A 25924-nucleotide genomic window follows, 5' to 3' on the forward strand; every position below is an offset into this window, starting at 1 on the left:
CGACTGACGTCATCGTCGGTGCGCGTTCGTTATATGAACAGTCGCTTCGATTATTGCTCTCGAGCATACGGTCACCAGGCGGATGAGACAAGCAGGACGTGCGTGGCGCGTGAGGTCTCGCGCATGGCCGGGGCACAGCCTGCGCCCGTCCCCGGCCAGAACCCCGGCTTCGGCCTCCAGCCGTCTGGCTCGTCCGACACGGTCGGCCGCATCGCCGACAAGGTGCTGCGCACGGTGCAGCAGCGCGCCGGTCAGCAGAACGGGCAGCGCGGTGGCCAGCGCGGCAGTCGCGGCTGGCTCGGCGACATCCTCCGCTAGCTGTCGAGGAAGCCGAGCTCGCGCACCGCGTCGCGCTCGCCGGAGAGCTCCTGGACCGAGGCGTCGAGCTGGGCGCGCACGTCGGCATCGAGGGCCAGACCCTCCACGATCGACCACTCGCCGCCCGCGGTCGTCACGGGGAACGAGGAGACGAGCCCTTCCGGCACGCCGTACTCGCCCCGCGAGATCACCGACATCGAGGTCCAGTCGTCTGCCGCCGTGCCATGCGCCCATGAGCGCACGTGGTCGACCGTCGCCGAGGCCGCGGATGCCGCGGACGACGCGCCGCGCGCCTCGATGACCGCCGCGCCGCGGTTCGCGACCGTCGGCACGAACTGGCCCGTCACCCAGGCGCGCTCCACCAGGTCGACCGCCGGCTGCCCGGCGACGAGCGCGTGCGTCACGTCGGGCACCTGCGTCGCCGAGTGGTTGCCCCACACGATCATGCGGCGGATGTCGGCCACGGCCGCGCCGGTCTTCGCGGCCAGCTGTGCGATCGCCCGGTTGTGGTCGAGGCGCGTGAGCGCCGAGAAGCGCTCGTGCGGGATGTCCGGCGCCGCAGCCGCCGCGATCAGGGCGTTCGTGTTGGCCGGGTTGCCCGTGACGGTGATGCGGATGCCGGCACTCGCGTGCTCCTGGATCGCGCGTCCCTGCGCGGCGAAGATGGCGCCGTTGGCCGCCAGCAGATCACCGCGCTCCATCCCCTTGCTGCGCGGCCTCGCGCCCACGAGCAGCGCGTGATCGGCCCCCTCGAAGGCGACCGCCGCATCCGCGGTCGTGTCCACCGACGCCAGCAGCGGGAACGCCGCGTCGTGCAGCTCCATCACGACGCCGTCGAGCGCGGGCAGCGCGTCGGGGATCTCGAGGATGCGCAGCCGCACGGGCTGCTCGGGCCCGAGCATGTCGCCTGCGGCGATGCGGAACAGCAGCTGGTAGCCGATCTGGCCTGCGCCGCCGGTGACGGCGACGGTGATGGGTGCGGTCATGCCCCCATCCTGGCGCGTGCGGCGACGCGTCGCCAGGGCGGTCGCGCGCTCAGAGCCAGTGCCGCCGCTTGAACGCCAGGAAGAGGCCGCCGGCGAAGACGACCATGAGCGCGACCGCGAACGGGTAGCCGAGCAGCCAGTGCAGCTCTGGCATGTGCGTGAAGTTCATGCCGTAGATGCCGGCGATCAGCGTGGGCGCGAAGATGATCGCCGCCCATGAGGTGATCTTCTTCATCTGCTCGTTCTGCAGGATCTGCTGCTCGGTGATGGCTCGCATCTCGTCGTTCTGCCGCTCGGCCACGCGCGCGGACGCCAGCTGCAGCATGCTCGCCAGCAGGTCGCGGTCGCCCGCCAGCCTGGCCGCGGTGCGGCGCGCGTGGTCGTCGACATCGCGGAGGTGGCGCCGCAGCTCGAGGTGCTCCTCGCCGATCCGCTCGGCCATCCGGCCGACCACAGCGCTCATCGGCTCCGCGGCACGTTGAAGCGCGAGCACCCGACGCATCGCCCGATAGATGTCGACGGTCGGCGGATGCTCCTGGCCGAAGAAGACATCCTCGACGCCCTCGATCTGCTCGTGCACCTCCCTCGCCAGCACGTCGAGCTCGTCGGCGGCCTCGTCGAGCACGGCGTAGAGCACCGTCTGCGGCGTGGCCTCGAGCGCGCCCATGCCGGCCCGCACGCGGTCCCGCACGCGCGCGAGTCCACGCCTGCCGCCCCACGAGATCGTCACGATGCAGCGGTCGGTCACGATGGCGTGCACCTCGCGGTCGACGAGCTCGTCGCCCCGATGCAGCACCCGATGCACGACGCAGTAGTCCAGCGCTCCGTAGGTCTCCAGCTTCGTCCGCTGGCCGCGCGCCACGACATCCTCGACCACGAGGTGATGCAGGTCGAGCTCGTCGGCGACCGCTCGCAGCTCCTGCTCGCTCGGCTCCACCAGGTCGATCCAGGCGAACCCGCCGCGCTCGGACGCCGTCTCGAACACGCGGTCGAAGGCCACATCCTCGACCACGCGGGCGCCGCCGGCCCAGACGGATGCGTCAGCGATGGGCATCGCGGGGGCCTTCGCGGAAGTCGGTCACGCTCGCAATATAGGCGCAGCAGGCGGAATGCGCGGCCGCGCCGGGCTGTTCGCCTGCAGAGGAGCGGGACTGCACCCCCGCGTAGACTTTGCAGACGGGCAGTTCGGGCCCGTCCGTGTGGGGAGATCGATATGGGCAAGACACTCGCTGAGAAGGTGTGGGACGACCACGTCGTGGTGAAGGGCGAGGACGGCGCGCCCGATCTCATCTACATCGACCTCCACCTCGTGCACGAGGTCACGAGCCCGCAGGCCTTCGACGGGCTGCGCCAGGCCGGTCGCCCGATGCGCCGCACCGACCTCACGGTCGCGACCGAGGATCACAACACGCCGACCCTCGAGATCGACAAGCCCATCCAGGATCCGACCAGCCGCAAGCAGATCGAGACGCTGCGCACGAACGCCGCCGAGTTCGGCGTGCGCATCCACTCGCTGGGCGACAAGGAGCAGGGCATCGTGCACCTGGTCGGCCCGCAGCTGGGCCTCACGCTGCCCGGCATCACGGTCGTCTGCGGCGACTCGCACACCTCGACGCACGGCGCCTTCGGGGCGATGGCCTTCGGCATCGGCACGAGCGAGGTCGAGCACGTCATGGCCACGCAGACCCTGCCGCTCAAGCCCTTCAAGACGATGGCGATCAACGTCGAGGGCGAGCTGCGCCCGGGCGTCACCGCCAAGGACATCATCCTCGCGGTGATCGCGAAGATCGGCACCGGCGGCGGCGCAGGCTACGTCTTCGAGTACCGCGGCAGCGCCATCCGCGCCCTCTCGGTCGAAGGCCGCATGACGATCTGCAACATGTCGATCGAGGCGGGTGCCCGCGCCGGCATGGTCGCGCCCGACGAGACCACCTTCGCCTACGTCAAGGACAAGCCGCACGCACCGAAGGGCGCCGACTGGGATGCCGCGGTCGAGTACTGGAAGTCACTCCCGACCGATGACGACGCGGTCTTCGACGCAGAGATCCTCCTCGACGCGAACGAGCTCGAGCCCTTCGTCACCTGGGGCACGAATCCCGGTCAGGGCGCCTCGCTCTCCGGCGAGGTGCCGGCTCCCGAGTCGTTCGCAGACCCGAACGACCGCGCCGCCGCCGAGCGTGCGCTCGAGTACATGGATCTGCAGCCGGGCACGAAGCTCAAGGACATCCCGGTCGACACCGTCTTCATCGGCTCCTGCACGAACTCGCGCGTCGAGGACCTCACCGCCGCCGCCGACATCATCCGCGGCAAGAAGAAGGCGGATGGGGTGCGCGTCATGGTCGTGCCGGGCTCGGCACGGGTGCGGCTCGAGGCAGAGGCGCTCGGCCTCGACACGGTCTTCAAGGAGTTCGGCGCGGAGTGGCGCTTCGCGGGCTGCTCGATGTGTCTGGGCATGAACCCCGACCAGCTCGCGCCCGGCGAGCGCTGCGCATCCACCTCGAACCGCAACTTCGAGGGCCGCCAGGGCAAGGGTGGCCGCACGCACCTGGTCTCGCCGCTGGTGGCGGCGGCGACCGCGATCCGCGGCACCCTCTCGAGCCCGTGGGATCTCGAGCATGGCGAGCACCACGTCGCGGATGCGACGACGACGGTCGAGGAGGCCTGAGATGGAGAAGATCAGCAGCCTGACGGGCACGATCGTGCCGCTGGAGCGCTCCAACGTCGACACCGACCAGATCATCCCCGCGGTGTTCCTCAAGCGCGTCACGAAGACCGGCTACGACGACGCCCTCTTCCACTCGTGGCGGCAGGATCCCGACTTCGTGCTCAACCAGGAGCCCTACAAGCACGGCGGCATCCTCGTCGTCGGGCACGACTTCGGCACCGGCTCGAGCCGCGAGCACGCCGTGTGGGCGCTGCGCGACTTCGGCTTCACGGCCGTGCTCGGCCCGCGCTTCGGCGAGATCTTCCGCGGCAACGCCGGCAAGCAGGGCCTGCTCGTCGGCCAGATCTCGGAGGCCTCCCTCGAGGCGCTCTGGGCCGCAGCGCGTGAGACCACCGGCGCAGAGGTCACGGTCGACCTCGAGGCGCGCACCGCGACCGCCGCGGGCGCGACCCACGACTTCCAGATCGATGACTACACTCGCTGGCGCCTGCTCGAGGGCCTCGACGACATCGCTCTGACACTCCGAGACGAAGCCGCGATCACGGCCTTCGAAGCCGACCGTCCTGCATGGATGCCCACGACGCAGCCCGTCAGGGAAGGAACCCAGTGAACCTGACAGAGTTCAGCAAGAGCGCCGGCGCAGCCGTCGGCATGAACGTCGACCGCATCACGGTGCGCGGCGGCAAGCCACTCATGGGGCGCATCCAGATGAAGGGTGCCAAGAACCTCGTCACCAAGGCGATGGTCGCGGCGCTGCTGGGCGAGGGGCCCTCCGAGCTGCGCAGCGTGCCAGAGATCAGCGACGTCCGCGTCGTGCAGGGCCTGCTCGAGCTCCACGGCGTCACGGTCGAGCGCGACGGCGACACGCTGCGGCTCGACCCGGCCAACGTGCGCACCGCGCACGAGACGTCGATCAACGCGCACGCCGGCTCCAGCCGCATCCCCATCCTCTTCTGCGGCCCGCTGCTCCACCAGCTGGGCGAGGCGTTCATCCCCGACCTCGGCGGCTGCCACATCGGCGATCGCCCGATCGACTTCCACCTCGAGGTGCTGCGCAACTTCGGCGCGGTCGTCGAGAAGCTGCCCAGCGGCATCCGGATGACGGCGCCCAACGGGCTGCACGGCGCCAAGATCGACCTGCCGTACCCCTCGGTGGGCGCGACCGAGCAGGTGCTGCTCGGCGCCGTCCGCGCGAAGGGCCGCACCGAGCTCACCGGCGCCGCCGTCGAGCCCGAGATCATGGACCTCATCGCGATCCTGCAGAAGATGGGCGCCGAGATCCAGGTCGACACCGACCGCACCATCCGCATCGAGGGCGTCGACAAGCTCGTCGGCTACAGCCACACGGCGCTCTTCGATCGCAACGAAGCCGCCTCCTGGGCCTGCGCGGCGCTCGCGACCAGCGGTGACATCTTCCTCGAGGGCGCACGCCAGCCCGAGATGACGACCTTCCTCAACGTCTACCGCAAGGCAGGCGGCGCCTTCCAGATCGAAGACGATGGCATCCGCTTCTGGCACCCCGGTGGCGACCTGAAGCCCGTGGTGGTGGAGACGGATGTGCACCCCGGCTTCATGACGGACTGGCAGCAGCCGCTCGTCGTGGCCCTCGCGAAGGCGAACGGCATCTCGATCGTGCACGAGACGGTCTACGAGCAGCGCTTCGGGTTCACGGAGGCGCTCGTGGAGATGGGTGCGCGCATCCAGATCCACACCGACTGCCTCGGGAGCCACGCGTGCCGCTTCGGGCAGCGCAACTACGAGCACTCCGCCGTCATCGCCGGCCCCGTCGAGCTGCACGGCGCTGACATCACGGTGCCCGACCTGCGGGGCGGCTTCAGCCACCTGGTGGCCGCGCTGACGGCAGAGGGCACGAGCCGCATCTCGAACGTCGGCATCATCGCCCGCGGCTACGAGCGCTTCATCGAGAAGCTGGAGACGCTGGGCGCAGACTTCGACGTGGAGGGCTGATGGCGCTGCCCGGCCGCCCGCCGAAGGGCGAGCTCAGCGGCGTCTACCGCGGGCTCGCCGCGGCGGTCATCCCACCGATGATGGCGATGGCGAAGCTGCACATCCGCGGCCACGAGCACATCCCGACGACGGGCGCGTTCGTGCTCTCGCCGAACCACTACAGCGAGATCGACCCGATCGTGATGGCGATCGCCATCTGGAAGTCGGGCCGGGTGCCGCGCTTCATGGCCAAGGCGAGCCTGTTCGAGATCCCGGTGGTCGGGCGCATCCTCAAGGCGGCGGGCCAGATCCCCGTCGAGCGCACCGGTCGGCCGAGCGCGCACGGGCAGGCGATGGATGCCGCGCGCACCCTGGTGCGCGACGAGCTCGGCGTGATCATCTACCCGGAGGGCTCGCTCACCCGAGACCCGCAGCTGTGGCCCATGCGCGGCAAGACGGGCGCCGTGCGCATGGCGCTCGAGGCAGGGGTGCCGCTCATCCCGGCGGCCCACTGGGGCACGCAGCACCTCATGCCGCGCTACGGCAAGGGCATCCGCCCGTTTCCCCGCAAGCACATCCAGATCCTCTTCGGCCCGCCCGTCGACCTCTCCGAGTTCGCGGGGCGCACCGACCAGCGGGCGATGAACGCAGCGACCGACCGCGTGATGGATGCGATCGCGGGGCTCCTGGGCGAGCTGCGCGGCGAGACCCCGCCCGCTCAGCGCCACGACCCATCCGCCCACGGGCAGGCGGCCACGGGCCGCTTCGTCGATGGCCCCGGCGGCGGGACCGACGCGGCCGCGGGCACCGGTGACGCACCGGAGCCGAAGGATGGCTGACGCCGTCGTCCTGGGCGCAGGCAGCTGGGGCACGACGTTCGCCAAGGCGCTCGCAGACGGCGGGGCCGACACCGTGCTGTGGGCGCGCAGGCCGGAGGCCGCGCGCGAGATCGACGAGGCCCGTCGCAACACGCGCTACCTGCCGGGCATCACCCTGCCCGCGACCCTGCGCGCGACGAGCGACATCCGCCTCGCGCTCGCCGGCGCATCCCAGGTCTATCTCGCGGTGCCCAGCCAGCAGCTTCGTCAGCTGCTGCGTGAGCACGGTGAGGCGATCGAGCCTGGCGTTCCGATCGTGAGCCTCATGAAGGGCGTCGAGGCGGAGTCGCGCATGCGCATGAGCGAGGTCATCGCCCAGGAGCTGCAGCTCGACAGCGCACGCATCGCGGTCGTCTCGGGCCCGAACCTCGCGCTCGAGATCGCGCAGGAGCATCCGACGGCGGCCGTGGTCTCCTCGACGAGCGCCGAGACGGCGCGCGCGGTCGCGAAGCGCGCCCGCAACGACTACTTCCACTCCTTCATCAACACCGACGTGATCGGCACCGAGTTCGGCGGCGTGCTGAAGAACCTGGTGGCGCTCGCGATCGGCATCGTCGACGGCGTCGGCTACGGCGAGAACACGAAGGCGTCGATCATCACCCGCGGCCTCGCGGAGGTCACCGACTTCGCCGTCGCGCACGGCGCAGAGCGCGAGACGCTCGCCGGCCTCGCCGGCCTCGGAGACCTCATCGCGACCTGCGCATCACCGCTCTCGCGCAACTTCACCGCCGGCCGCCTGCTGGGCATGGGCTACTCCCGCACCGACGTCGTCGCCCGCATGGAGCAGGTGGCAGAGGGCCTCGCATCCGTCGACCCCGTCGCACAGCTCGCAGCCGCCAAGGGGGTGCGGATGCCTATCCTCGAGCAGGTGAAGCTGGTGCTCGACGGCGGCATGGACCCGCGCGACATCGCACCACACCTGACGACCGACGACGAGCCGATCGAGGAGTGACCGTGCCAGAGCGAGACCAGCCGGAGCGCGCTGAGCCTGTGCAGCAGGTGCCTGCGCAGGACGCCGAGCCGACCCGCAAGACCCGAGTCGCGCTGCTGTTCGGCGGCCGCTCGAGCGAGCACACCATCTCGTGCGCGACCGCTGGCAGCGTGCTCGAGCACATCGACCGCGACCGCTTCGAGGTGGTGCCGATCGGCATCACCCGCGAGGGCCGCTTCGTGCTGCAGGCCGACGACCCCGCCGCGCTCGCGCTCGAGCGCGTGCCGGAGGTCACCGGCGGCGAGGCCGTGCTGCTGCCCGACTCGAGCACCTCGCGGGCGATCACGGTGACGGATGCCTCCGGTGCCGTGCGCCAGCTGGTCGACGTCGACATCGTGTTCCCCATCCTGCACGGCCGCTTCGGCGAGGACGGCACGGTGCAGGGCATGCTCGACCTGATGGACGTGCCCTACGTCGGCAACGGCGTGCTCGCCAGCGCGGTCGCGATGGACAAGCACTTCGCCAAGACCGTCATCGAGCACGCGGGCATCAAGGTCGCACCGTGGATGACGGTGTCGCGCCACGAGTGGGCGACCGACCGCGAGGCTGTGCGGGCACGCCTGGGCGACTTCCCGATGCCTGTGTTCGTGAAGCCCGCGCGCGCCGGCTCCTCGGTGGGGGTCAGCCGGGTCGGGACGATCGTCGAGTTCGACGCCGCGATGGCGCTCGCGCTCGCAGAGGACACCCGTGTGCTCGTGGAAGCGGGAGTCTCGGGCCGCGAGATCGAGGTCGGCGTGCTCGGCGGGCACGACGGCGATCGTCCGCGTGCCTCGCTGCCGGGCGAGATCGTGCTCGACGAGGGCACCTTCTACGACTTCGACGCGAAGTACCGGGGCCTGTCGACGGCGCGCACCGAGTGCCCTGCCGATCTCGACGACGCCACGGTCCAGGCGCTGCAGCAGGCAGCCATCCACGCGTTCGAGGCGATCGATGGCTCCGGCCTCGCGCGCGTCGACTTCTTCGTCTCACCGGAGCACGGCATCGTGCTCAACGAGGTGAACACGATGCCCGGCTTCACCTCGATCTCGATGTTCCCGGTCGTGTGGCAGGCCTCGGGGATCGGCTACGGCGAGCTCATCACCGAGCTGATCGAGCTGGGGCTGCAGGCAGATCGCTAGTCGCGAAGTCCGGCCCCACGGGGCTCAGCCGGCGCCAGCCAGTCGTGCACGTGGCCGTCGAGCCAGTCGCGCAGCATCTCGTTCCAGTGCGCGGCGTCCTCCACGTTCCAGATGTGGTGCATACCGGGGGCGATGCGCGTCGCGGCGTGCGGCACGGTCCGCCGGAGGGTCTCGAGCGAGCGCCGCATGACGCGAGGCTCCCGCTCTCCTGCGACCAGCAGCATCCGCGCCCGCACGGCACCCAGGCCGCTCGGCACCCCGCCGGCATAGACCTCGGCGAGCATGGCGCGCGCTGTCTCCCGCCGCACCGAGAGTCCGTGCTCGACGTAGGGCTCGTGCGAGTCCTCCGGCAGGCCGAACGCGACGGCCTGCGCCTTCCAGAACCAGCGCTGCTCCCAGAGCGCGAGCTGCAGGGCGGAGGTCGCGCGCGCCATCCCGCCGACGCGCTCGACCGCGGCACCGCTCGTGAGCACCGAAGCGACGAGGTCTGGATGGCGGGCCGCGAGGTGCAGCGCGAGCACCCCGCCGAGCGAGAGCCCGACGAGGTCGACGGGATCGCCGCCGGCGAGCGAGCGGATGCGCGCGGCGATGTCGTCGGCGGCGGCAGGCAGGCCCGGCCAGGGCTCGGCGGTGCGGGCGCCGAAGCCGGGCAGGTGGGGCGTGATCGCGAGGCGGTCGGTGAGCGCGGGCAGCTGCGGCTCCCACATCCAGTTGGCGACGTTGCCGCCGTGCAGCAGCACGACGGGGCGGGGCGCTGCGGCGTCGGCGGTCGTGGGGGAGGAGACGGATGCCGGGTGCAGCTCGGAGAAGTGGATGGTCATCGCTGTGCTCCTTCGGCAGCGGCGATGGCATCGAGGCTGTCGAGCCAGTCGAGCTCGGTGCGAGTGTGGCGCAGGCCGTGGTCGAGGGTGGCGAGCCGCAGGCGCTCGCCGCGGGTGCGCGCGGCCGGCGTCGCGGCCTCCAGGGCCTCGAGCGCCGCGAGCTGCTCGAGCGCGGCCTGGCGGCGACGAGCGACCAGTCGGGCGACACCGTCTTCGTCGAGGCTCTCGGCGAGGAAGAGGCGAGCGATGAATGCGTCGCGCTCGGGCTGGCGCTCCAGATCGGCGCCGAGCCAGGCGACGAGCGCTGCAAGCCCGGTGTCGGTGAGCCGGTGCTCCTGGCGATCGGGGGCGGTGGTGCCCGGCACCACGGTCACGCTGGCGAGCCCCTCGTCGACGAGCGCGGCGAGGGTGCGGTAGATCTGCGCCTTGTCGGCTGCCCAGAAGTGGTGCACGGTCGTGTCGAAGTGCCGCTTGAGGTCGGCGCCCGACATCGGGGCCATGGCCAGGAGGCCCAGGATGATGCGCGAGAGGATCACGTGCTCAGTCGAGCACGGTGCTAGGAGACTTGTCAACTAGCAGCGTCACGCGTCCTGACACCCGTCGGCAGCCGCGTGAGCGCCACGCCGGCGAGGCAGAGCAGGCCGCCGAGCAGCGCGAGCGGCGGTGGCACCTCGCCCAGCAGTGGCCAGGCCGCGACGGTCGCGATGACGGGCACGAGGTAGGTCGTCGTGGTGAGCTTGCCCGCCGGCATGCGGCGCAACGCGTACGCCCAGGCCAGGAAGGCGACCGCCGTCGGCACGAGCCCCAGGTAGACGAGGCCCGCGGTCGCCGCGGGTGGCGCGACGGCGAGCTGCGTGATGAGCGATCCGCTCCACGGCAGGCTGCCGGCTACGCCGATCGCCACGCCGATGAGGGTCACCTGCAGGCCGGGGAGCCGCTGCAGCAGCGGCTTCTGCACGAGCACCGCGATCGCGTAGGTGACGGCGGCGACGAGCGCGAGCACCACGCCCACGACGCTCAGCGCGCCGCTCGCCGTCGCGACGCCGATGAGCGCGATGCCGCCGAACGCCACGATCGCGCCGATGATGAGCCAGCGCGGAAACCCCTCGCCGAGCAGCGTGCCGGCCACCAGCGCGACGATCAGCGGCGCGACGTTGACGAGCAGCGCCGCGGTGCCGGGGTCGAGCTCGTGCTCTGCTGCGTTCAGCGCGAGGTTGTAGATGAGGAACCACGAGACGCCGAAGACGCCCAGCAGCAGCCACTCGCGGCGGGTCGGCGGCACCCAGGCGCCGCGCACCAGCTGCACGGCGCCGAGTGCGAGCGCGGCGACGGCGAGCCTGCCGAGCGTCAGCGCCCCCGGGTCGAAGTCGTTCGCGACGGCCCTGATCACGAGGAATGCCGACGCCCACGAGAGCACTGCCACCACGACGGCGCCGATGACGAGCAGCCGTTCGCGGGGCGGGGCGTCGGTCATGAGCACGAGCCTAGGTGTCACCGGTGACAGCCGTGAGGCCGTGTACGGTCGCAGGCCGTCGAGATCCCGCCACGCCGCCCTCGCGCCCCGGAGAGCGGCGCGGCTGGTCGATCGTCGAGGTGGCAGGATGCCTCGCATGGGTGAAGACCACAAGGCCATGCTGATCCGCTACCTCCTGCTGCAGCGCGACACGCTGCGCTGGAAGCTCGATGGCGTCTCGGAACGCGACGCGCGCATGCCGATGACGCCGACCGGCACGAATCTGCTCGGCCTGGTCAAGCACGTGGCCTCGGTCTCGGCCGGCTACCTCGGCGAGTGCGTCGGGCGCCCCTTCCCGGAGCGGATGCCGTGGACGGAGGAGGACGCCGAGCCGAACGCCGACATGTGGGCGAGCCCCGACGAGACGATGGCGGGCGTGCTGGCGTTCTGGGACCGCGCGTGGGCGCACGCCGACGCGACGCTCGAGGCGCTGCCGCTCGAGGCACCCGCGCACGTGGCATGGTGGGGTGATCGGGGCGAGACGACCATGGGGCGGCTGATCGTGCACCTCACGGCCGAGATCGCCCGGCACGCGGGCCACGCCGACATCCTGCGCGAGACCATCGACGGCCGCACGGGCCTGCGCGACGGCGTCTCGAACCTGCCAGACGGCGACGCCGCGTGGTGGGCGACATACGTGGCGCGACTGCGCGCGACAGCTGAGGCCGCAGGGGAGTAGCCGCCCGCCGACGAGCGCTGGGTCAGGCCTGCGCCGAGGACTCCGGGTCCCAGCCCTCCGCCGGATTCTCCTTCGCATCCTCGCCGACCGTCGGCTGCTGCACGTGATGCCCGCCGTGCGCTCCGCTCGCGATCACGCCCTCGTCCTGCGCGCTGCTGTGGCGCCGATGCGTCGGCTGCGGCTCGTGGGTGCGCTGCTCATCGCTCATGGCCGTGCCTCCTCCGGCACGGCTCCGTCGCCGCGCCTGACTCGACCGTACGCCCGCCCACGCGGTCGCGCCATGGGTCAGATCAAGGCGTGCTCTGACCCTCCGCGGATGCGTCAGGCGCTCACGGTCTGGCGCGCGCGGGCCGCGTCGATGCGGGCGTTGGCGATCGCCTCGGCAGCCTCGAGCGTGGTGCTGCCGTGCTCGCGGGCTGCCGCGAAGACGCCGCGCAGGGTGTCACCGATGCCTGTGAGACGCTGGGCGATCGTCGGCCAGTCGAGGCCGTCTGCTGTGCCCTGCAGGTGGATGACACCGCCGGCGTTCACCACGAAGTCGGGCGCGTAGACGATGCCGCGCTGCTGCAGCCGCGCGGCGCCGGAGCGCTCGGCGAGCGGGTTGTTGGCCGGGCCGACGACGGCGCGCACGGGCAGGGCGTCGATCGCCTCGTCGGTGAGGATGCCGCCGAGACCTGCGGGCACCAGCACGTCGGCCGGGGTCGTGAGGGCCTGCTCCGGGGCGATCCAGCGGGCGCCTAGCTCGGTGGCGAGCTGCTGCTTGCGGGCATCGATGTCCGTCACGATCAGCTCGGCGCCGTGGCCGGCGAGCATGCGCGCGAGGCGGCCGCCCACCTGGCCGAGACCGGAGATCACGAAGGAGCGGCCCTCGATCTGCTCCGAGCCGAACGCGGCCTCGAGCGTCGGCGCGACCGACGAGTAGACGCCGAGCGCCGTGGCGCCGGCCGGCTCCCCGGCACCACCGTTCTCGGCGGGGAGGCCGACGACATGCGCGGTGCGCTCGCGCACGACGAGCATGTCGTGCTCGGTCGTGCCGACATCCTCCGCCGTGCGGTAGCGACCGTCGAGCGCCTCGACGAGGTCACCGAGGTCGAGCAGCGCCGCCCGGCGGCGGTCGCCGTCGACGTGCTCGCCCATGGGGAGCGCGACGACCGACTTGCCGCCACCTGCGTCGAGGCCGGCTGCGGCGTTCTTGAGCGTCATCGCCGCGGAGAGCCGCAGCGCATCCGCCTGCCCGTCCGCCCAGGTCGGGTAGGTCCACATGCGGCAGCCGCCGAGCGCGGGCCCGAGTGCGCTCGAATGCAGTGCGACGGTGATGACGAGCCCGCTGCGGGCGCCCTGCGATGTCAGGACGCGCTCGTGCGTGAACTCAGGGATGGCGCTCATGGTGCTCTCCTCGTTGAGTGCTGGGATGCCGCGGGTCGCGCGGCTGCATCGATCTTGGTGGGGATGCGCGATGCGCGCAAGCAGGCTCGCGCAAGTTGCGCGAGGTGCGCAGTCCCGTGCGGAAGGCGTGCGCGCAAGTGCGCAGCTCGACCGGCGTGCGAGGATCGTGGACGACGTGAGGAGTCACGATGTCGAACGCGCAGGAGACCGACCGGACCGATCCCGCCGAGGGCGGTGAGTCCATCCCGGAGTCGCACCGCGACCTGCTGCTCGGCGCGCACATCGCCTCGGTGGCGACGCTCGAGCCCGATGGCTCGCCGCAGGTGACGGCGACCTGGGTCGATCTGGTCGATGGGCTGGTCGTGATCCCCGTGAAGCGACGACTCCGCAAGACGAAGAATGCGCTGCGCGACGCGCGCGTCACGGTGCTGGTCGTCGACCGCGAAGAGCCGGAGCGCTTCATCGAGGTGCGCGGGCTCGCCGAGCTCGTGCCCGACCCCGAGTCGACGCTCGTGCAGCGCATCTGGCCGCGCTACCACGGCGTCGCGTGGACCGCCGACGACCAGGGTGCCGAGCGACTGCAGCTGCGCATCCGCCCGACGCGCGTGCGCATCTCCTAGGCCACACCCGCGCGGACTCGGCTCGCGCTCCGCGCGCCGCACGTGCGTCAGGCGATCCGGAATCCCTCGTCGCCGCGTGGCTCGATGTCGTCGGCGTCCAGTCGCTCGACCCGCGCTGAGGTCGGACCGTGCGAGAGCCACGCGACCATGTTGGCCACCGCATCCGCCGCACCTTCCACCTCTGCCTCGACCGTGCCGTCGAAGCGATTGCGTGCGCTGCCCGCGAGGCCGAGCCGACGTGCCTCGGCGGCCGCGGCCATGCGGAACCCGACGCCCTGCACGCTGCCGTGCACGACGAAGCGGCGGCGGATGCGGTCGGTCGCGCCAGGGGTGTGGTTGCTCAGCGCTCGGGCTCCCCGGGCGCCGGGTCGGCGTGCTGGGCCGGCTCGGGGTGCGCCTCGCGGGCCTGGCCGCCGGCATGATGCTCGCCGTGCGCGATCTCGCCCTCCTGCGTCTCCTGGGCGGCCGGGTCCAGGCCGGAGGCGCCATCCTGGTCCGCGTCACCGCCCTGCGCCCACTGGGCCGGCAGCTCCGCGTTGGGCGTGCCGTCGCCGTGCACCGGCGCGCCCGTGCTCGGGTCGTGCGCGGCGGCGTCGTGACCCTCACCCGGCGGGAACTCGTTGTGTCGGGTGGCGAAGGAGCCTGCAGAGCCGCTGTCGGCGGGCGCTTGCTCGTGGAAGACCGGGTCGCCCTGCCTGCGGTCGAAGTCCGGGTCCGTGTGCTGCTCGTCGGCCATGTGCATCGCCCCTCTGCCGTCGCGAGGGCCCGTCGCCGCTCGTCGCTGTGATCGCGACGCTACGCGCGCCCGTCGCGACCGACAACCCCCGGCGTCGCCCGCTCAGGCGGTTCGGTTCCACGCCTCGTCGGTGGCGAACAGGTAGTTGCGAATGCCGACGACGACTCGCTCCGTCGGCTCCCATCGACCGCCCCGCCAGGTGTGCATCGAGTAGCCGAGAGCGCGCAGGCTGGCGCTGAAGTCTGCAGCGGTGGTCTCATACCGTGCGAGGTGTCGATCCTCGATCTCGAGCAGCAGGCTGGGTCGATCGCGTTCGATCACGGATGCCGCACCCTGCATCACGCTCGGCTCGAACCCCTCGACGTCGACCTTGATGAAGTGCACCCGCTCGATGCCGCGCAGTGCGCAGACCTCGTCCACCGTGGTCACGGGGACGCGGATGCGCTTGGTGCGCGAGTGCCACCGCTGCTTCTGCGGTCGTGTCACGAGTCCATCGTGCAGGTGCGCATGCCCGTGGATCGGAAAGCCGAACCTGATCGGCACCATCAGCTCGAACTCGCCGGCCACGCGGCCGATGCCGGATCGCGTCAGGTGGATCCGATCGGCGCCCGCCAGCACGCGTCCTGCGCGGAGCAGCCAGTGCGCGTTGCGCTGCGGCTCGAAGCTGTGCACGGCCCCGTGCACTCCGACCAGCTCGGCCAGCGGGTAGCTGTACATGCCGTATGCGGCACCGATGTCGAGGCACACGTCGCCCGGTCGCACCAGGTGCTGCAGTCCGAGCACCTCTGGCTCAACGATTCGCCGCGATGCCGCGCTGCGCAGACCGGCGGCGAGCCAGGACATCCGACCACCGCGTCGTGGCGGGGCCACCTCGCTCACTGCTGTCATGCCATCGCGCACTGCGCCCCCCGAGATCATCACAGCGGCCGCTGTGCCGTGACGGCACCCTATCCAGACTCGCTGTCGATTCCCACGGCACCGGCGTCCGTGGCACGGCGAGCCGCTCGCTAGGCTGGTCTGTCGTGGCACTCACCATCGGCATCGTCGGACTCCCCAACGTGGGCAAGTCGACCCTCTTCAACGCTCTCACCAAGAACTCCGTGCTCGCGGCGAACTACCCGTTCGCAACGATCGAGCCCAACATCGGGGTGGTCGAGCTGCCGGATGCGCGCCTGACGCGACTGGCCGAGATCCACGGCTCGCAGCGCATCCTGCCCGCCGCACTCTCGTTCGTGGACATCGCCGGCATCGTGAAGGGCGCGAGCGAGGGCGAGGGGCTGGGCAACAAGTTCCTTGCGAACATCCGTGAGGCGGATGCGATCGCACAGGTCGTGCGTGGATTCAGCGACAGCGACGTCGTGCACGTCGACGGCGCGGTCGACCCCGCCTCCGACATGGAGACCATCAACACCGAGCTCATGCTCGCCGACCTGCAGACGCTCGAGAAGGCGATCCCGCGCCTCGAGAAGGAGGTCAAGGGCAAGAAGGTCGACGCCTCCACGCTGGCGGCCGCCGTCGAGGCGAACGAGATCCTGAACGCAGGGAAGACACTGTCGCAGGCCGGCTTCGACACCACGCCCATCAGGGAGCTCGGCCTGCTGACCGCCAAGCCGGTGCTGTTCGTCTTCAACGTCGACGAGGCAGTGCTCTCGGACGACGCGAGGAAGGCCGAGCTGGCAGCGCTCGTCGCGCCCGCGAAGGCTGTCTTCCTCGACGCGCAGGTGGAGTCGGAGCTCGTCGACCTCGACCCCGCGGAGGCGCTCGAGCTGCTGCAGTCGCTCGGCCAGGACGAGTCGGGCCTCGACCAGCTCGCCCGCATCGGCTTCGAGACGCTCGGTCTGCAGACCTACCTGACGGCTGGTCCGAAGGAGTCGCGCGCCTGGACCATCCACAAGGGCGACACGGCGCCGCAGGCCGCCGGCGTCATCCACACCGACTTCGAGCGCGGCTTCATCAAGGCAGAGGTCGTCTCGTTCGAGGATCTGGATGCGCACGGCACGATGGCGGATGCGAAGGCAGCCGGGCGGGTGCGCATCGAGGGCAAGGACTACGTGATGGCTGACGGCGACGTGGTGGAGTTCCGCTTCAACGTGTAGTTCATCGAGATCCGCGGGTGCGCCCGCGTCAGCGCCCTGGCCTCACAAGCGCTGCGAAAGCGACCTGGTCAACGGTCTCGAGCGGCTTCGGCGGCTCGGAACTGCTTCAGGTGTTCAGGCTCGAAGAGGTGACGCCGGCCCAGGAGGTACGCGCCAGCGATGCCGAGGTCGGGAGCCATGCTGCTGTAGTCAACGACGAGGTCTTTGGTGGCAAGCGCGCGGGTTCGTGCGTAGACGACGCTGCGCACGCCCGCGAGGAGATCGTGCGTGACGCTCGAGAGTCCGCTCGTGATGACCACACGTCGAGGGTTGAGCACATTGCACAGGGCTGAGACGACCTCCCCAAGCATCTCTGCGCTCTCGCGGACGACCTGGGTGGCTCTCGGGTCCTGTCTGCGTAGTAGATGGGCGAGGAGATCGGACCCCTCGAGTTCACTGTCGTCGTCGGTGATCCCGATGGCGCGGAGCCTGGCCAGCATCGCCGGAACAGCTGCCACGGACTCGACGCATCCGCGTGACCCGCAAGCGCACAGCGTGTCGCCGCCGGCGACGCACGGGATGTGGCCGACGTCGCCAGCCGAACCGTTCGCGCCCCGGTAGATCTCGCCTGCTCCGTCGACGATCCCCGCTCCGATGCCGGTCCCGAGCTGCACCGACAGCAACGGCAGCGCTTCAGGCCCCAGGAGTCCGGCTTCGGCTATGGCGCGAACGGCGCAGTCGTTCTCGAGCAGGACCGGGCAACCCAGGAGCTGTTCGAGTCGCCCGACGACGTCGTACCCGTCCCACGACGGCAGGACGGTGGGCCGCAGCGGCGCCTGCGTGCGCGAATCGATCCTGGCCGGAAATGCAATGGCCGCGACGTGCCGCGGTGCGAACGCGACGGGTCGTGCAATCGCCACCTCGTCACGGAGCTCCCCCAGCAGCGCTGCCAGGCGGTCGAGGGCGACATCTGGCGGCCCCGACGTGGGGAGGTAGACGCGACGTCGGGCAACGACGTGCCCGCGCAGATCGACGACCGCAGCGGTCGTCGCCTGCGTCCCCATGTCGACAGCGAGGATGTGAGCCGCATCGCGGTTGAGCTCCACAGTCTCGGCGGGTCGGCCCCGACCAGAGCGCGGGCGTTGCTGTGCGTGCGCGAGAACACCGCGGTGCAGCAGCCAGTCGACGTGCGCGCTGACGGACGAGCGAGGCATGCCAGAAGCCCGCACCAGCTCCGCCTTGTTCGTCGTTCCTGCGCACGCGACGCGAAGCGCGATGCTGCTCGCGGCGTGCTCTGCGGCGACGCTGCCTTCAGGCAATAAGGGCCATGTCAGGTTGGGCAGGGTGCTGGACACCCGCCAATAATGACATACTGCAACAAAAGTCTGTCGTTGAAGATGCACTATGACGTCGCTTAGCGTCATTGGAGGCACGCGGTTGCAACTCCAGCAACGCGTCGACGACGACGGGACTCTCTGCAGTGGCACGCATCCAGTACGCGGCATCGATCATGTGCGCGGATCTCGCGAACCTCGAGAGTTCGATGGCCGAGGTCGAGGCCGCCGGCGTCGACGCGCTCCACGTCGACGTGCTCGATGGCCGCTTTAGTCCGAGCATGCCGCTGGGCCTCGAGACGATCCGCCGCATGCGGCAGATCACGACGCTTCCGTTCGACGCGCACATCATGACCACCGACAATGAGTGGTTCGTCGCGGAGATGCTCGCGCTCGGCGCTGACTCGGTGACGTTCCACATCGAGACGACGCTGCACGTTGATCGCCTCATCGGCCTTGCCCGTGCAGCAGGCGCGAAGGTGGGCATCGCGCTGAACCCAGCGACCTCACTCGCCCTGCTGGAGTTTGTACTGCCGCTGGTCGACTCGGTCTGCCTCATGCTCATCAATCCTGGCTACGCCACGAACGCCGCTGAGAAGCAGGTGCCGTACGCCACCGAGAAGGTGGCGCGACTTCGCCGGATGATCGACGACCAGGGGCTTGCGGCCGACGTCCAGGTCGATGGTCGCGTCTCGTTCGCGACCGTGCCGGACCTCGTGCGTGCCGGCGCGACGAGCCTCGTGCTCGGCAGCACGAGCCTCTTCGCGAAGGATGCGACGCTCGCGCAGAATCGCGCTCGCCTTGACGAGTGCATCGCCGCCGGCGGAGGGATCAGATGAAGTTCGATGCTGCGCAGGCGCGCATCGTCAGCGAGATCAGCGATGCGATGTCGAGAGTCGACGCGCAAGACGTCGAGGCGCTGGTCGACGCCATCCTGGCAGCTGACCGCGTCTTCGTCGTTGGCGTGGGTCGGGTCAAGCTCGCGCTCGAGGGCATTGCCAAGCGTCTGGCTCACCTCGGCATCGACACCGTCGTCGTCGGCCAGGTCACGGAGCCCGCCATCACAGCAGCCGACCTGCTCATCGTCGGATCTGGCAGCGGCGAGAGTGTGTTCCCGGTCGCGATCGCAGCAAAGGCCAAGCAACTCGGAGCGGCAGTTGCACACATCGGCGCGAACCCGAACAGCACGATGCGCGAGCACGCTGCTCTCTTCGTCCGCTTGCCCGTCCAGACCAAGCTCGGGCTTCCGGGCGAGGTTCCCTCGACCCAGCCCATGACGAGCTTGTTCGAGCAGTGCCTGCTGCTCCTTGGCGACGCGATCGCACTCATGCTGGTCGAACGATCCGGCACGCCACTGCACGACCTGTGGCGGCACCACGCGAACCTGGAGTGAGCTGCATGACCATCACCGCGAGCAACGGCTGGATCGATCTTGCCGACAAGGTCGTCATCGTCACGGGCGGAGCCTCCGGGATCGGAGCGGAGATCGCGAGATCGCTCACGCGCAACGGCGCGACCGTTGTGGTGGCCGACGTGCGGCCCGAACAGGTGACCAAGGATCTGGCCGTGTCTGCCATCGCCTGCGACACCACGGATGCAGCGAGCGTCGAGCGTATGGTGGGGGAGACGATCGCGACCTTTGGCCGCATCGATGCACTCGTCAATAACGCGGGCGTCAATCGTCCCCGTCTTCTCATCGACGTGCGAGGCGAACAGCCCGGCTATGAGGCTACCGAGGCGGATTTCGACTTCATCACGGCCGTCAACCAGAAGGGGCCGTTCCTGTGTGCGCAGGCGGTCGCCCGGCGCATGGCCGAGGCGGGCGGCGGCGTCATCGTCAACATCTCCTCGGAGGCTGGCGTCGAGGGCTCGAAAGGGCAGAGCATCTACGCCGCAACCAAGGCAGCGCTCAACGGCTTCACACGCTCATGGGCCAAGGAGCTCGGCCCCCAGGGCATCCGTGTCGTAGGCATTGCTCCCGGCATCAACAAGCGCACCAACATGAACAACGACGAGAACTATCGTGCGCTCGCCTACACGCGTGGCATGAACGTCGACGAGCTCGAAGCGATCGATGCCACCTATGCGCGCACGATCCCACTTGGCCGCGTCGGGGAGCACCACGAGGTCGCCGACCTCGTCGGCTATCTCGTCTCCGATCACTCCAGCTACATCACTGGCACCACCATCAACATCACCGGCGGCAAGTCGCGTTGACGCGATAGATCGCCTCGACGAGAGACAGCACATGGACGATGCAATGAAGCAGGCTCCCACCGCCACCGCCACCGCCACCGACGCCCTCGGTTCCGACGCGCGTTCACCGCGCCGTTCGCATGTGCTCGTGCGCATCCAGCGGTTCGGCAACTTCCTCAGCGGCATGGTGATGCCAAACCTCGGTGCCTTCGTGGCATGGGGTCTGCTCACGGCGTTGTTCATCCCGACGGGATGGTTCCCGAACGAGAATCTGGCTGAGCTCGTCAGTCCGATCATGACCTACGCACTGCCGATGCTCATCGGCTTCACGGGTGGCAGCATGGTGCATGGGGCCCGCGGCGGGGCGATCGGCGTTCTCGCAACCATGGGCGTCGTGGTCGGTGCCGACGTGACGATGCTCATCGGCGCCATGGTCATGGGGCCGCTCGCCGCGTGGCTCATGAAACAGGTCGACCGCCTGTTCGACGGCAAGGTGAAGCCCGGCTTCGAGATGCTCATCAGCAACTTCTCGATGGGCATCCTCGGTCTGCTGCTCGCCGTCGCAGGCTACCTCGGCATCGGTCCCGTGTTCGGTGTTGTGTTGACGGCGCTGTCGGCGGGCGTGAACTGGGTTCTCGAGCTCGGACTGCTCCCGCTCGTGGCGATCCTCGTGGCGCCGGCGCAGGTGTTGTTCCTCAACAACGCCATCAACCACGGGATCATGGGCCCGCTTGGCATCGAGCAGGTCGCCGAGCAAGGCCGTTCGATCTTGTTCCTTGTCGATGCCAACCCCGGACCGTCGGTCGGAACGCTGCTTGCGATCAGCCTGTTCGGCGTCGGGATGGCGAAGCGCACTGCACCGATGGCAGCGCTCATCGCAGGTGTCGGCGGCATCGGAGAGGTCTACTTCCCGTTCGTGCTGATGAAGCCGAAGCTGGTGTTCGCGACGATGGGCGGCATGGCGACGTCGCTGTTTCTGCTGCAGCTGCTCGGCGGCGGCACCGTTGCGACGCCGTCGCCCGGCAGCTTCTTCGCCATGATGGCGCTGTCGCCCGCAGGTGCGATCCTTGGCAACCTCGTCGGCTTCTTCGGCGGCATGGCTGTGTCCTTCGTCATCGGTTGGGCACTGCTGCGTGGAGAGCGGAAGAGTCATGAGGACACCGCCGAACTCGAAGACGGCACCGACGAGGAGCGCGCTCGTCACAACGCGGCCGCGCTCGAGCACAGGACGCCGGGACCGATCCGCAAGGTCGTGGTCGCGTGTGATGCCGGCATGGGGTCAAGCGCTATGGGTGCGTCGATCTTGAAGTCGAAGGTGCGCAAGCGCATGCTGGATGTCGAAGTCACCAACGCCAAGATCGAAGAGATTCCGGTCGACGCCGACCTCGTCGTGACCCATACCCAGCTAGTAGGGCGCGCGCGACAGCTGCACGATGATGGCAAGAGGCGCTTCTTGACGATCACGAACTTCATGCAGAGCGAGCAGTACGACGAGATCGTTGCGCTGCTTGAGCAGACCTCCGTCGCCGCCGATGCGCCCATTGCACACGCAAACCCCAGGGCAGCCGAGCCCGCCATGGTGGGCCTGCTGGAGCCGGAACAGGGGCTGCGTGCCAGTGGCGTACTCGCCCGCGCGAACGTCACCCTCGGCGCTGCGTACGCGACGAAGTCGGAGGCGATCGAAGCCACAGGGTCGATCCTCGTGCGCGAGGGATATGTCACCGAGCGTTACATCACATCGATGCATGAGCGCGATCGTCAGATGTCGGTGTACGTCGGGAACCATGTTGCGATTCCTCACGGCATGAGCGGCTCTGAGTCGGAGATCATGCGCTCGGGAGTGTCGGTCGTGCAGGTGCCTGCAGGTGTCGACTTCGACGGAGAGACCGTCTTCGTGCTCTTCGGCATAGCGGGCCGCGAAGGGGAGCACCTGCCGATCCTCAGTGCGATCGCCGAACGACTCACCGACGATGCGTCCGTCGAGCGACTGCGTGCGGCGACGACTGTCGACGAGGTGATCTCGCTGCTACTCGAGTAGTGGATTCCTGTCGAGGCGTCACTGCTTCGATCCGATCTCCGCAGCCTCGGTGCATTGCGACAGCGCCGATGCTCCAGCCTCCTGTCGGGCGGAGTGCACCAGATGCTTGCTCCCTGGCATGGGTTGCTCGGTGAGTTGCGGAGCCACCATCCGGGTCCCTTGCCGTCCTTGCCTCGGAAGGAGCAGCCGGAACCCGCGCAGTTCGCCGGCCCGGTCGGTGTGACCCCGAGATTCAGGTTGGCGGTCCGACGAGGTCTGGCTCTCCCGGGAACACCGTTAGCGTGGTGAGCATGAACCGTCGCGACATCGGCGATGCAGCCACGGTGCTGACGCTGCTGCAGGCCCCCGGACGCCCGAAGGGGCTTCGATCCCTGGTGTCCGGCTGGGACATGCTGCAGGCGGATGTCCCTGATCGGGAGCGCATGGAGACGGCATGGTCGATCCTGATCGGGTCGGGCCTCGCCGAGGTCGACTCGGACTGGTGTCTGCGCCTGACAGCGGATGGCGACCGGATGCGTCGCGCGGTGCGAGAGCGCGGCGGGATGCGGACCGCGCAGGCTGAGATCGCCGGCAGATTGGCACAGGAAGATCTGGCCGCGACTCCGCTGCAGCTTCCCGCCGAAGTGTTCGATCGTGCAGTTCGGGCCTATCGGGGGAGCGGCGGACGCACCGTGGGGCGCCCCAAGGACAGTGGGAGGCTTCGTGACGCGGTGGCGCGGTTGCGGACGTCTGCGCGCTCTTGGTGGTGACGGGATGACGACGGCTCGGTGGCAGGCGCAGCTTGACGACGTGCGGCGCGCGATCGCGCAGCTGCGCGCCGCTTGCGCGGCGGACGGAGACGCACGGCGAGCCTCATCCGCCGACTGGCTGGGCGGGCTCTTCGAAGACGTCGCAGACGCCGAATCGCTGCAGCAGAGCGCCCGGCAGGCCCTGGGGCTCTACACCGGCGGCATGGGCTCCTTCCACGACGTCGGCACCGCGACGATGGCCTCGGCGGTCGACGCGCTGCGCACCACGCTCCACAGCGCGAGGAACGATCGCCGCTAGCCGCGCTGCCTACCCGCTGCCCGGCCGCAGCTTCGCGAGGTTCGGCAGCGGGCACCAGGAGCCGAGACGCGGGTAGTCGATGGTCACCGCGACGACGCCGTGTTCGCCGAACGACATCGCCCAGTCCAGCGCCGCAGGCAACGGCACGATGAACAGCGCGACCGGCTCGCCGGGAGCGATGAGGCCGTTGGCCTCGGCGGCCTCCTTCGCGCGGGTCGCGCTGCTGAAGACGCAGAGCATCGGGCCTGCCTCGGCCGCCAGCATGTAGGGGCGAGGCGCCTCCGGCGTGCCTCGGTTGATGCCGACCCAGAACTCCAGGGCGGTCACCGCCCGCCACAGCTCGATCTGGGGCTCGATCTCGCCCGGCCGGGCGCGGCAGACCTGGTCGAGCCGGTCGATCTCGGCCACCGCCTCCGGGCTCGGCTCCAATGCGCCGCGGGTGGGATCTGCCTGGTCCGAGGGATCAGTGTTCATCGCAGCAACGTATCCGGCGCTCCTGACGGTGCGCCGGGGCCGCGCGCTCAGGCGTCGAGCCAGAGGCCCAGCGTGTCGTCGATGGTGAACGCGCCCGCATCGAGCTTCTCCGCCAGCGAGGACAACCACGCTCCGTAGGAGGGGAACTCGGGAGCCGGGGTGGGTCCGTCGACCGGCAGGAAGATGACCTGGCCCCGCTCGCCCGCCGGGAGCGGATCGAGGTCGAGCGCGTAGCCCTGGCTCTCCGCGGCAGTGAACTGCACCCATCCGCGGCAGTTCATGATCGGTCGGACCCGCTCCGGCAGCATCCAGCCGATGACATCGTCGACATCGTCGCCGAGCGCGCTCACGCGCATGTCGGAGGTCTCGATCATCGCCGGGGCGCTCAGCAGCGTGAAGTGGTCGAACAGGTCGAGCAGGGCGGTCGGATTGTCCTGGCCGTCGTGACGGCGCAGGCTCGCCACGAAATCCGCGGGCAACTGTTGCCCCACGGTGCCGGCGAGACGCTCGAGGTCATCGTCGCTGACGGGCCCGCGGAGGGTGCTGGCGACCTCCGGCAACCGGTCATGCAGCACGCGCTCGATGATGTCCCATGCGGTGTCGATGTCCACGGCTCGAGACTAGGGGCCGTTCCCTGCGAGTCGCGGACGCACACCCTGCCCACCTGCGAGACTGACGCGATGGCGAAGCCGAGGCTGCGACATGCGTGAGGTCGTGTTCGCTCTGCAGGGGTGGCTTCCTCGCGTGGTCCGGGACGACGGCGGCGATCTTCTGCTGGAGGTCGCCGGCGGTGCCGACGCCCTGCACGACCCGCGCACATTCACCTTCCCCGTCCGCGAACACGACGTCGCCGCGATGCGCGGCAGCTTGCCCCGACATGTGCTGCTGCATGCCGCGCTCCTGCCACTGTGCGAAGCGGCAGGGATCCGCGACCCGATCGACGCGCATGCGGCGGCCACACTGCTCGAGCGCATCCTGCTCGGCTCGCAGGGCGAGGTCGACACATTGTTCGAGCGCACCAGGTGGAACGCGCTCCATCTCATCGCCCATGGCGCGAACGTCGAGCTGCTCGAGCAGGGGAGATTTCTCGCCTCCGCGCAGTCCGCGCACGCGGCCTCGCACTGGGGACTGGCGCGCGCATACGACGCGCAGCGGGACCGAGCGGAACCGCTGATGGGCACACCGAGATGGCTGGCCCGATGAGGCATGCGATAGCAGACTGGCGCTAGTCGTCCTCGAGCGCGTATGCGCCCGACCGGTCGGTGAACAGCGCGGTCTGCCCCGGTCTGGCCGCGTTGACGAACCCTTCGACCCACGGGTAGCGCGCGCTGAACGAGGAGTACGACCAGATCTCGCGATTGGCTGCATCCTCCATGTACTCGTCGGACTCCAGCCCCGTGAACGACTCGAGGTCATTGCCGGTGAACGTGACCCAGCGAGGCGGGTGATCGGCGTGCATCTTCGAGAGGAAGACGGGTGCATCGCCGGGCAGTCCGGCTCCGGCGACGGCATCGGCCCTCGTGACGTCGAGCAGCGCGTCGACCGAGCCGGCCGCAGCCACGAGCGCCTCCCAGCCGTTGACCCGCGCGAACGACGCCTCCGCATCCGTGAGCAGGCGCAGCATCCGCACATGTCCGACGACCGCGCCCTCCGCTGACCGCACCTCATCGAACGAGTCGCCCCAGCGCGACGGCGTGACCATGATCGCCGAGATGCGAGTGCCCGTGAGGAAGGGTTCGCTGTTGCGCCACGGCGCAGCGACCGGAGGCACACGACGGTTTGCTGCCATGTCGTCGCAGACGATCTTCATCGCGATGATCGCCGCACCGTGCTGGCCCTCGATCGTCTCGACCGCGAGCTCGACGCGCTCGCCGGAATCGGTCGGCAGCAGCGAGGCGCCAATGGTCATCATCACGATCGGGCCATCGGACGGCCGCTTCTCCACCACCCGGATCGTGCCGCCGATCGGCTCGGCGTGCATGAGCGGGTCGGCCCCCAGCGCGTCGAAGACGTGGGCGGGGAACGCTGTGCTGTCGTCCATCCCGTGAGTCAACAGGATGGGGGAGCGTGAACATGGGTGGATGCCGTGAGGTCGCGCCGCG

General features: G+C 69.8%; 31 protein-coding genes. 17 read left to right on the plus strand and 14 right to left on the minus strand.

Annotated features, from left to right (window positions below; all coding sequences use genetic code 11):
- The first annotated feature begins 102 nt into the window (after positions 1-102).
- Complete coding sequence (locus tag MKD51_RS06025; RefSeq protein WP_240239270.1) at positions 103-318, plus strand: hypothetical protein; 216 nt, start codon at positions 103-105, stop codon at positions 316-318.
- On the opposite strand, the gene MKD51_RS06030 is transcribed toward MKD51_RS06025, so the two are convergent.
- Both MKD51_RS06030 and MKD51_RS06035 read right to left on the minus strand, forming a co-directional pair.
- The gene (locus MKD51_RS06030; RefSeq protein ID WP_240239272.1) at positions 315-1304 is read right to left on the minus strand and encodes a malate dehydrogenase; all 990 of its coding nucleotides are present in this window, start codon (positions 1302-1304) and stop codon (positions 315-317) included. The two genes, MKD51_RS06025 and MKD51_RS06030, sit on opposite strands and share 4 nt — an antisense overlap.
- A 49-nt stretch (positions 1305-1353) precedes the next feature.
- On the minus strand, positions 1354-2358 hold the full coding sequence (locus MKD51_RS06035; protein ID WP_240239274.1) for a magnesium and cobalt transport protein CorA: 1005 nt from the start codon (positions 2356-2358) through the stop codon (positions 1354-1356).
- A 159-nt stretch (positions 2359-2517) separates the two neighbouring features.
- Here MKD51_RS06035 and leuC point away from each other — a divergent pair, with 159 nt between their 5' ends.
- From leuC to MKD51_RS06065, 6 genes are read left to right on the plus strand one after another with little or no spacing between them, the layout of a single operon-like run.
- Positions 2518-3969, plus strand: a complete 1452-nt coding sequence (gene leuC, locus MKD51_RS06040; protein ID WP_240239276.1) for a 3-isopropylmalate dehydratase large subunit — start codon at positions 2518-2520, stop codon at positions 3967-3969.
- A 1-nt stretch (position 3970) separates the two neighbouring features.
- Entirely contained in the window at positions 3971-4579 is a 609-nt protein-coding gene (gene leuD, locus MKD51_RS06045) for a 3-isopropylmalate dehydratase small subunit (protein WP_240239278.1), read from the plus strand.
- A gap of 41 nt (positions 4580-4620) precedes the next feature.
- Complete coding sequence (gene murA, locus MKD51_RS06050) at positions 4621-5937, plus strand: UDP-N-acetylglucosamine 1-carboxyvinyltransferase (protein WP_240240849.1); 1317 nt, start codon at positions 4621-4623, stop codon at positions 5935-5937.
- Entirely contained in the window at positions 5937-6755 is an 819-nt protein-coding gene (locus MKD51_RS06055) for a lysophospholipid acyltransferase family protein (RefSeq protein ID WP_240239280.1), read from the plus strand. The genes murA and MKD51_RS06055 overlap by 1 nt, the downstream gene beginning before the upstream one ends.
- On the plus strand, positions 6748-7746 hold the full coding sequence (locus MKD51_RS06060) for an NAD(P)H-dependent glycerol-3-phosphate dehydrogenase (RefSeq protein ID WP_240239282.1): 999 nt from the start codon (positions 6748-6750) through the stop codon (positions 7744-7746). Before MKD51_RS06055 ends, MKD51_RS06060 begins: the two co-directional genes overlap by 8 nt.
- 2 nt (positions 7747-7748) lie before the next feature.
- Complete coding sequence (locus MKD51_RS06065) at positions 7749-8903, plus strand: D-alanine--D-alanine ligase family protein (RefSeq protein WP_346986693.1); 1155 nt, start codon at positions 7749-7751, stop codon at positions 8901-8903.
- On the opposite strand, the gene MKD51_RS06070 is transcribed toward MKD51_RS06065, so the two are convergent.
- The 3 genes from MKD51_RS06070 to MKD51_RS06080 are packed head-to-tail and all read right to left on the minus strand — an operon-like array spanning position 8900 to position 11198.
- Positions 8900-9724, minus strand: coding sequence for an alpha/beta hydrolase (locus tag MKD51_RS06070; protein WP_240239284.1), 825 nt, complete (start codon positions 9722-9724; stop codon positions 8900-8902). The two genes, MKD51_RS06065 and MKD51_RS06070, sit on opposite strands and share 4 nt — an antisense overlap.
- Positions 9721-10260: a PadR family transcriptional regulator gene (locus tag MKD51_RS06075; RefSeq protein WP_240239286.1), complete on the minus strand. Its 540-nt coding sequence runs from the start codon at positions 10258-10260 to the stop codon at positions 9721-9723. Before MKD51_RS06075 ends, MKD51_RS06070 begins: the two co-directional genes overlap by 4 nt.
- Positions 10261-10292: 32 nt before the next feature.
- Entirely contained in the window at positions 10293-11198 is a 906-nt protein-coding gene (locus tag MKD51_RS06080) for a DMT family transporter (RefSeq protein ID WP_240239288.1), read from the minus strand.
- Between the two features lie 136 nt (positions 11199-11334).
- Here MKD51_RS06080 and MKD51_RS06085 point away from each other — a divergent pair, with 136 nt between their 5' ends.
- Complete coding sequence (locus MKD51_RS06085; protein WP_240239290.1) at positions 11335-11916, plus strand: DinB family protein; 582 nt, start codon at positions 11335-11337, stop codon at positions 11914-11916.
- Positions 11917-11938: 22 nt separating this feature from the next.
- Here MKD51_RS06085 and MKD51_RS06090 read toward each other — a convergent pair whose 3' ends face one another.
- Complete coding sequence (locus MKD51_RS06090; RefSeq protein WP_240239298.1) at positions 11939-12124, minus strand: hypothetical protein; 186 nt, start codon at positions 12122-12124, stop codon at positions 11939-11941.
- Between the two features lie 113 nt (positions 12125-12237).
- Complete coding sequence (locus tag MKD51_RS06095; protein ID WP_240239299.1) at positions 12238-13302, minus strand: Glu/Leu/Phe/Val dehydrogenase family protein; 1065 nt, start codon at positions 13300-13302, stop codon at positions 12238-12240.
- Between the two features lie 188 nt (positions 13303-13490).
- On the opposite strand from MKD51_RS06095, the gene MKD51_RS06100 reads away from it, so the two are divergent.
- On the plus strand, positions 13491-13922 hold the full coding sequence (locus MKD51_RS06100; RefSeq protein ID WP_240239308.1) for a PPOX class F420-dependent oxidoreductase: 432 nt from the start codon (positions 13491-13493) through the stop codon (positions 13920-13922).
- Between the two features lie 47 nt (positions 13923-13969).
- Here the strand turns inward: MKD51_RS06100 and MKD51_RS06105 are convergent, their stop codons facing one another.
- The 3 genes from MKD51_RS06105 to MKD51_RS06115 form a co-directional block, all read right to left on the minus strand.
- Positions 13970-14215 (minus strand): acylphosphatase, encoded by a 246-nt coding sequence (locus MKD51_RS06105; RefSeq protein WP_240239309.1) that lies wholly within the window; start codon positions 14213-14215, stop codon positions 13970-13972.
- A 47-nt stretch (positions 14216-14262) separates the two neighbouring features.
- A complete protein-coding gene (locus MKD51_RS06110) occupies positions 14263-14658 on the minus strand; it encodes a hypothetical protein (protein WP_240239311.1) in 396 nt (131 codons plus the stop codon).
- A gap of 102 nt (positions 14659-14760) precedes the next feature.
- A complete protein-coding gene (locus tag MKD51_RS06115; protein ID WP_240239313.1) occupies positions 14761-15441 on the minus strand; it encodes an FkbM family methyltransferase in 681 nt (226 codons plus the stop codon).
- A gap of 239 nt (positions 15442-15680) precedes the next feature.
- Here MKD51_RS06115 and ychF point away from each other — a divergent pair, with 239 nt between their 5' ends.
- Positions 15681-16754 carry a redox-regulated ATPase YchF gene (gene ychF, locus MKD51_RS06120; protein ID WP_240239322.1) on the plus strand — a complete coding sequence of 358 codons (1074 nt, stop codon included), beginning with the start codon at positions 15681-15683 and terminating at the stop codon, positions 16752-16754.
- A gap of 68 nt (positions 16755-16822) precedes the next feature.
- On the opposite strand, the gene MKD51_RS06125 is transcribed toward ychF, so the two are convergent.
- Entirely contained in the window at positions 16823-18088 is a 1266-nt protein-coding gene (locus MKD51_RS06125) for an ROK family protein (RefSeq protein ID WP_240239324.1), read from the minus strand.
- Between the two features lie 125 nt (positions 18089-18213).
- Here MKD51_RS06125 and MKD51_RS06130 point away from each other — a divergent pair, with 125 nt between their 5' ends.
- The 6 genes from MKD51_RS06130 to MKD51_RS06155 all read left to right on the plus strand — a co-directional run bounded on the left by MKD51_RS06130 (position 18214) and on the right by MKD51_RS06155 (position 23348).
- Positions 18214-18906: a ribulose-phosphate 3-epimerase gene (locus tag MKD51_RS06130; protein WP_240239326.1), complete on the plus strand. Its 693-nt coding sequence runs from the start codon at positions 18214-18216 to the stop codon at positions 18904-18906.
- Positions 18876-19460 carry a 6-phospho-3-hexuloisomerase gene (gene hxlB / locus MKD51_RS06135; RefSeq protein ID WP_240239328.1) on the plus strand — a complete coding sequence of 195 codons (585 nt, stop codon included), beginning with the start codon at positions 18876-18878 and terminating at the stop codon, positions 19458-19460. The genes MKD51_RS06130 and hxlB overlap by 31 nt, the downstream gene beginning before the upstream one ends.
- A 5-nt stretch (positions 19461-19465) precedes the next feature.
- The gene (locus MKD51_RS06140; protein ID WP_240239330.1) at positions 19466-20284 is read left to right on the plus strand and encodes a sorbitol-6-phosphate dehydrogenase subunit; all 819 of its coding nucleotides are present in this window, start codon (positions 19466-19468) and stop codon (positions 20282-20284) included.
- Positions 20169-22301 (plus strand): PTS mannitol transporter subunit IICBA, encoded by a 2133-nt coding sequence (locus MKD51_RS06145; RefSeq protein WP_240239332.1) that lies wholly within the window; start codon positions 20169-20171, stop codon positions 22299-22301. The genes MKD51_RS06140 and MKD51_RS06145 overlap by 116 nt, the downstream gene beginning before the upstream one ends.
- A 290-nt stretch (positions 22302-22591) precedes the next feature.
- Positions 22592-23050, plus strand: a complete 459-nt coding sequence (locus MKD51_RS06150; protein WP_240239334.1) for a hypothetical protein — start codon at positions 22592-22594, stop codon at positions 23048-23050.
- Positions 23051-23054: 4 nt separating this feature from the next.
- Positions 23055-23348, plus strand: coding sequence for a hypothetical protein (locus MKD51_RS06155; protein WP_240239336.1), 294 nt, complete (start codon positions 23055-23057; stop codon positions 23346-23348).
- A 9-nt stretch (positions 23349-23357) separates the two neighbouring features.
- On the opposite strand, the gene MKD51_RS06160 is transcribed toward MKD51_RS06155, so the two are convergent.
- Positions 23358-23822 carry a hypothetical protein gene (locus tag MKD51_RS06160; RefSeq protein WP_240239337.1) on the minus strand — a complete coding sequence of 155 codons (465 nt, stop codon included), beginning with the start codon at positions 23820-23822 and terminating at the stop codon, positions 23358-23360.
- Positions 23823-23869: 47 nt separating this feature from the next.
- The gene (locus MKD51_RS06165) at positions 23870-24433 is read right to left on the minus strand and encodes an SMI1/KNR4 family protein (protein WP_240239339.1); all 564 of its coding nucleotides are present in this window, start codon (positions 24431-24433) and stop codon (positions 23870-23872) included.
- 91 nt (positions 24434-24524) lie between these two features.
- On the opposite strand from MKD51_RS06165, the gene MKD51_RS06170 reads away from it, so the two are divergent.
- Positions 24525-25025, plus strand: a complete 501-nt coding sequence (locus MKD51_RS06170) for a DUF6357 family protein (protein WP_240239341.1) — start codon at positions 24525-24527, stop codon at positions 25023-25025.
- Between the two features lie 22 nt (positions 25026-25047).
- Here MKD51_RS06170 and MKD51_RS06175 read toward each other — a convergent pair whose 3' ends face one another.
- The gene (locus MKD51_RS06175; protein WP_240239343.1) at positions 25048-25863 is read right to left on the minus strand and encodes a suppressor of fused domain protein; all 816 of its coding nucleotides are present in this window, start codon (positions 25861-25863) and stop codon (positions 25048-25050) included.
- Positions 25864-25924: the final 61 nt, after the last annotated feature.

The organism is Agrococcus sp. ARC_14, from assembly GCF_022436485.1.
Lineage (GTDB): Bacteria > Actinomycetota > Actinomycetes > Actinomycetales > Microbacteriaceae > Agrococcus.

Coding starts and splice junctions, on each gene's coding strand:
- MKD51_RS06030 (WP_240239272.1), bottom strand. CDS start 1,304: ATGACCGCACCCATCACCGTCGCCGTCACCGGCGGCGCAGGCCAGATC.
- MKD51_RS06035 (WP_240239274.1), bottom strand. CDS start 2,358: ATGCCCATCGCTGACGCATCCGTCTGGGCCGGCGGCGCCCGCGTGGTC.
- leuC (WP_240239276.1), top strand. CDS start 2,518: ATGGGCAAGACACTCGCTGAGAAGGTGTGGGACGACCACGTCGTGGTG.
- leuD (WP_240239278.1), top strand. CDS start 3,971: ATGGAGAAGATCAGCAGCCTGACGGGCACGATCGTGCCGCTGGAGCGC.
- murA (WP_240240849.1), top strand. CDS start 4,621: ATGAACGTCGACCGCATCACGGTGCGCGGCGGCAAGCCACTCATGGGG.
- MKD51_RS06055 (WP_240239280.1), top strand. CDS start 5,937: ATGGCGCTGCCCGGCCGCCCGCCGAAGGGCGAGCTCAGCGGCGTCTAC.
- MKD51_RS06060 (WP_240239282.1), top strand. CDS start 6,748: ATGGCTGACGCCGTCGTCCTGGGCGCAGGCAGCTGGGGCACGACGTTC.
- MKD51_RS06070 (WP_240239284.1), bottom strand. CDS start 9,724: ATGACCATCCACTTCTCCGAGCTGCACCCGGCATCCGTCTCCTCCCCC.
- MKD51_RS06080 (WP_240239288.1), bottom strand. CDS start 11,198: ATGACCGACGCCCCGCCCCGCGAACGGCTGCTCGTCATCGGCGCCGTC.
- MKD51_RS06085 (WP_240239290.1), top strand. CDS start 11,335: ATGGGTGAAGACCACAAGGCCATGCTGATCCGCTACCTCCTGCTGCAG.
- MKD51_RS06090 (WP_240239298.1), bottom strand. CDS start 12,124: ATGAGCGATGAGCAGCGCACCCACGAGCCGCAGCCGACGCATCGGCGC.
- MKD51_RS06095 (WP_240239299.1), bottom strand. CDS start 13,302: ATGAGCGCCATCCCTGAGTTCACGCACGAGCGCGTCCTGACATCGCAG.
- MKD51_RS06100 (WP_240239308.1), top strand. CDS start 13,491: ATGTCGAACGCGCAGGAGACCGACCGGACCGATCCCGCCGAGGGCGGT.
- MKD51_RS06110 (WP_240239311.1), bottom strand. CDS start 14,658: ATGGCCGACGAGCAGCACACGGACCCGGACTTCGACCGCAGGCAGGGC.
- MKD51_RS06140 (WP_240239330.1), top strand. CDS start 19,466: ATGACCATCACCGCGAGCAACGGCTGGATCGATCTTGCCGACAAGGTC.
- MKD51_RS06150 (WP_240239334.1), top strand. CDS start 22,592: ATGAACCGTCGCGACATCGGCGATGCAGCCACGGTGCTGACGCTGCTG.
- MKD51_RS06155 (WP_240239336.1), top strand. CDS start 23,055: ATGACGACGGCTCGGTGGCAGGCGCAGCTTGACGACGTGCGGCGCGCG.
- MKD51_RS06160 (WP_240239337.1), bottom strand. CDS start 23,822: ATGAACACTGATCCCTCGGACCAGGCAGATCCCACCCGCGGCGCATTG.
- MKD51_RS06170 (WP_240239341.1), top strand. CDS start 24,525: ATGCGTGAGGTCGTGTTCGCTCTGCAGGGGTGGCTTCCTCGCGTGGTC.
- MKD51_RS06175 (WP_240239343.1), bottom strand. CDS start 25,863: ATGGACGACAGCACAGCGTTCCCCGCCCACGTCTTCGACGCGCTGGGG.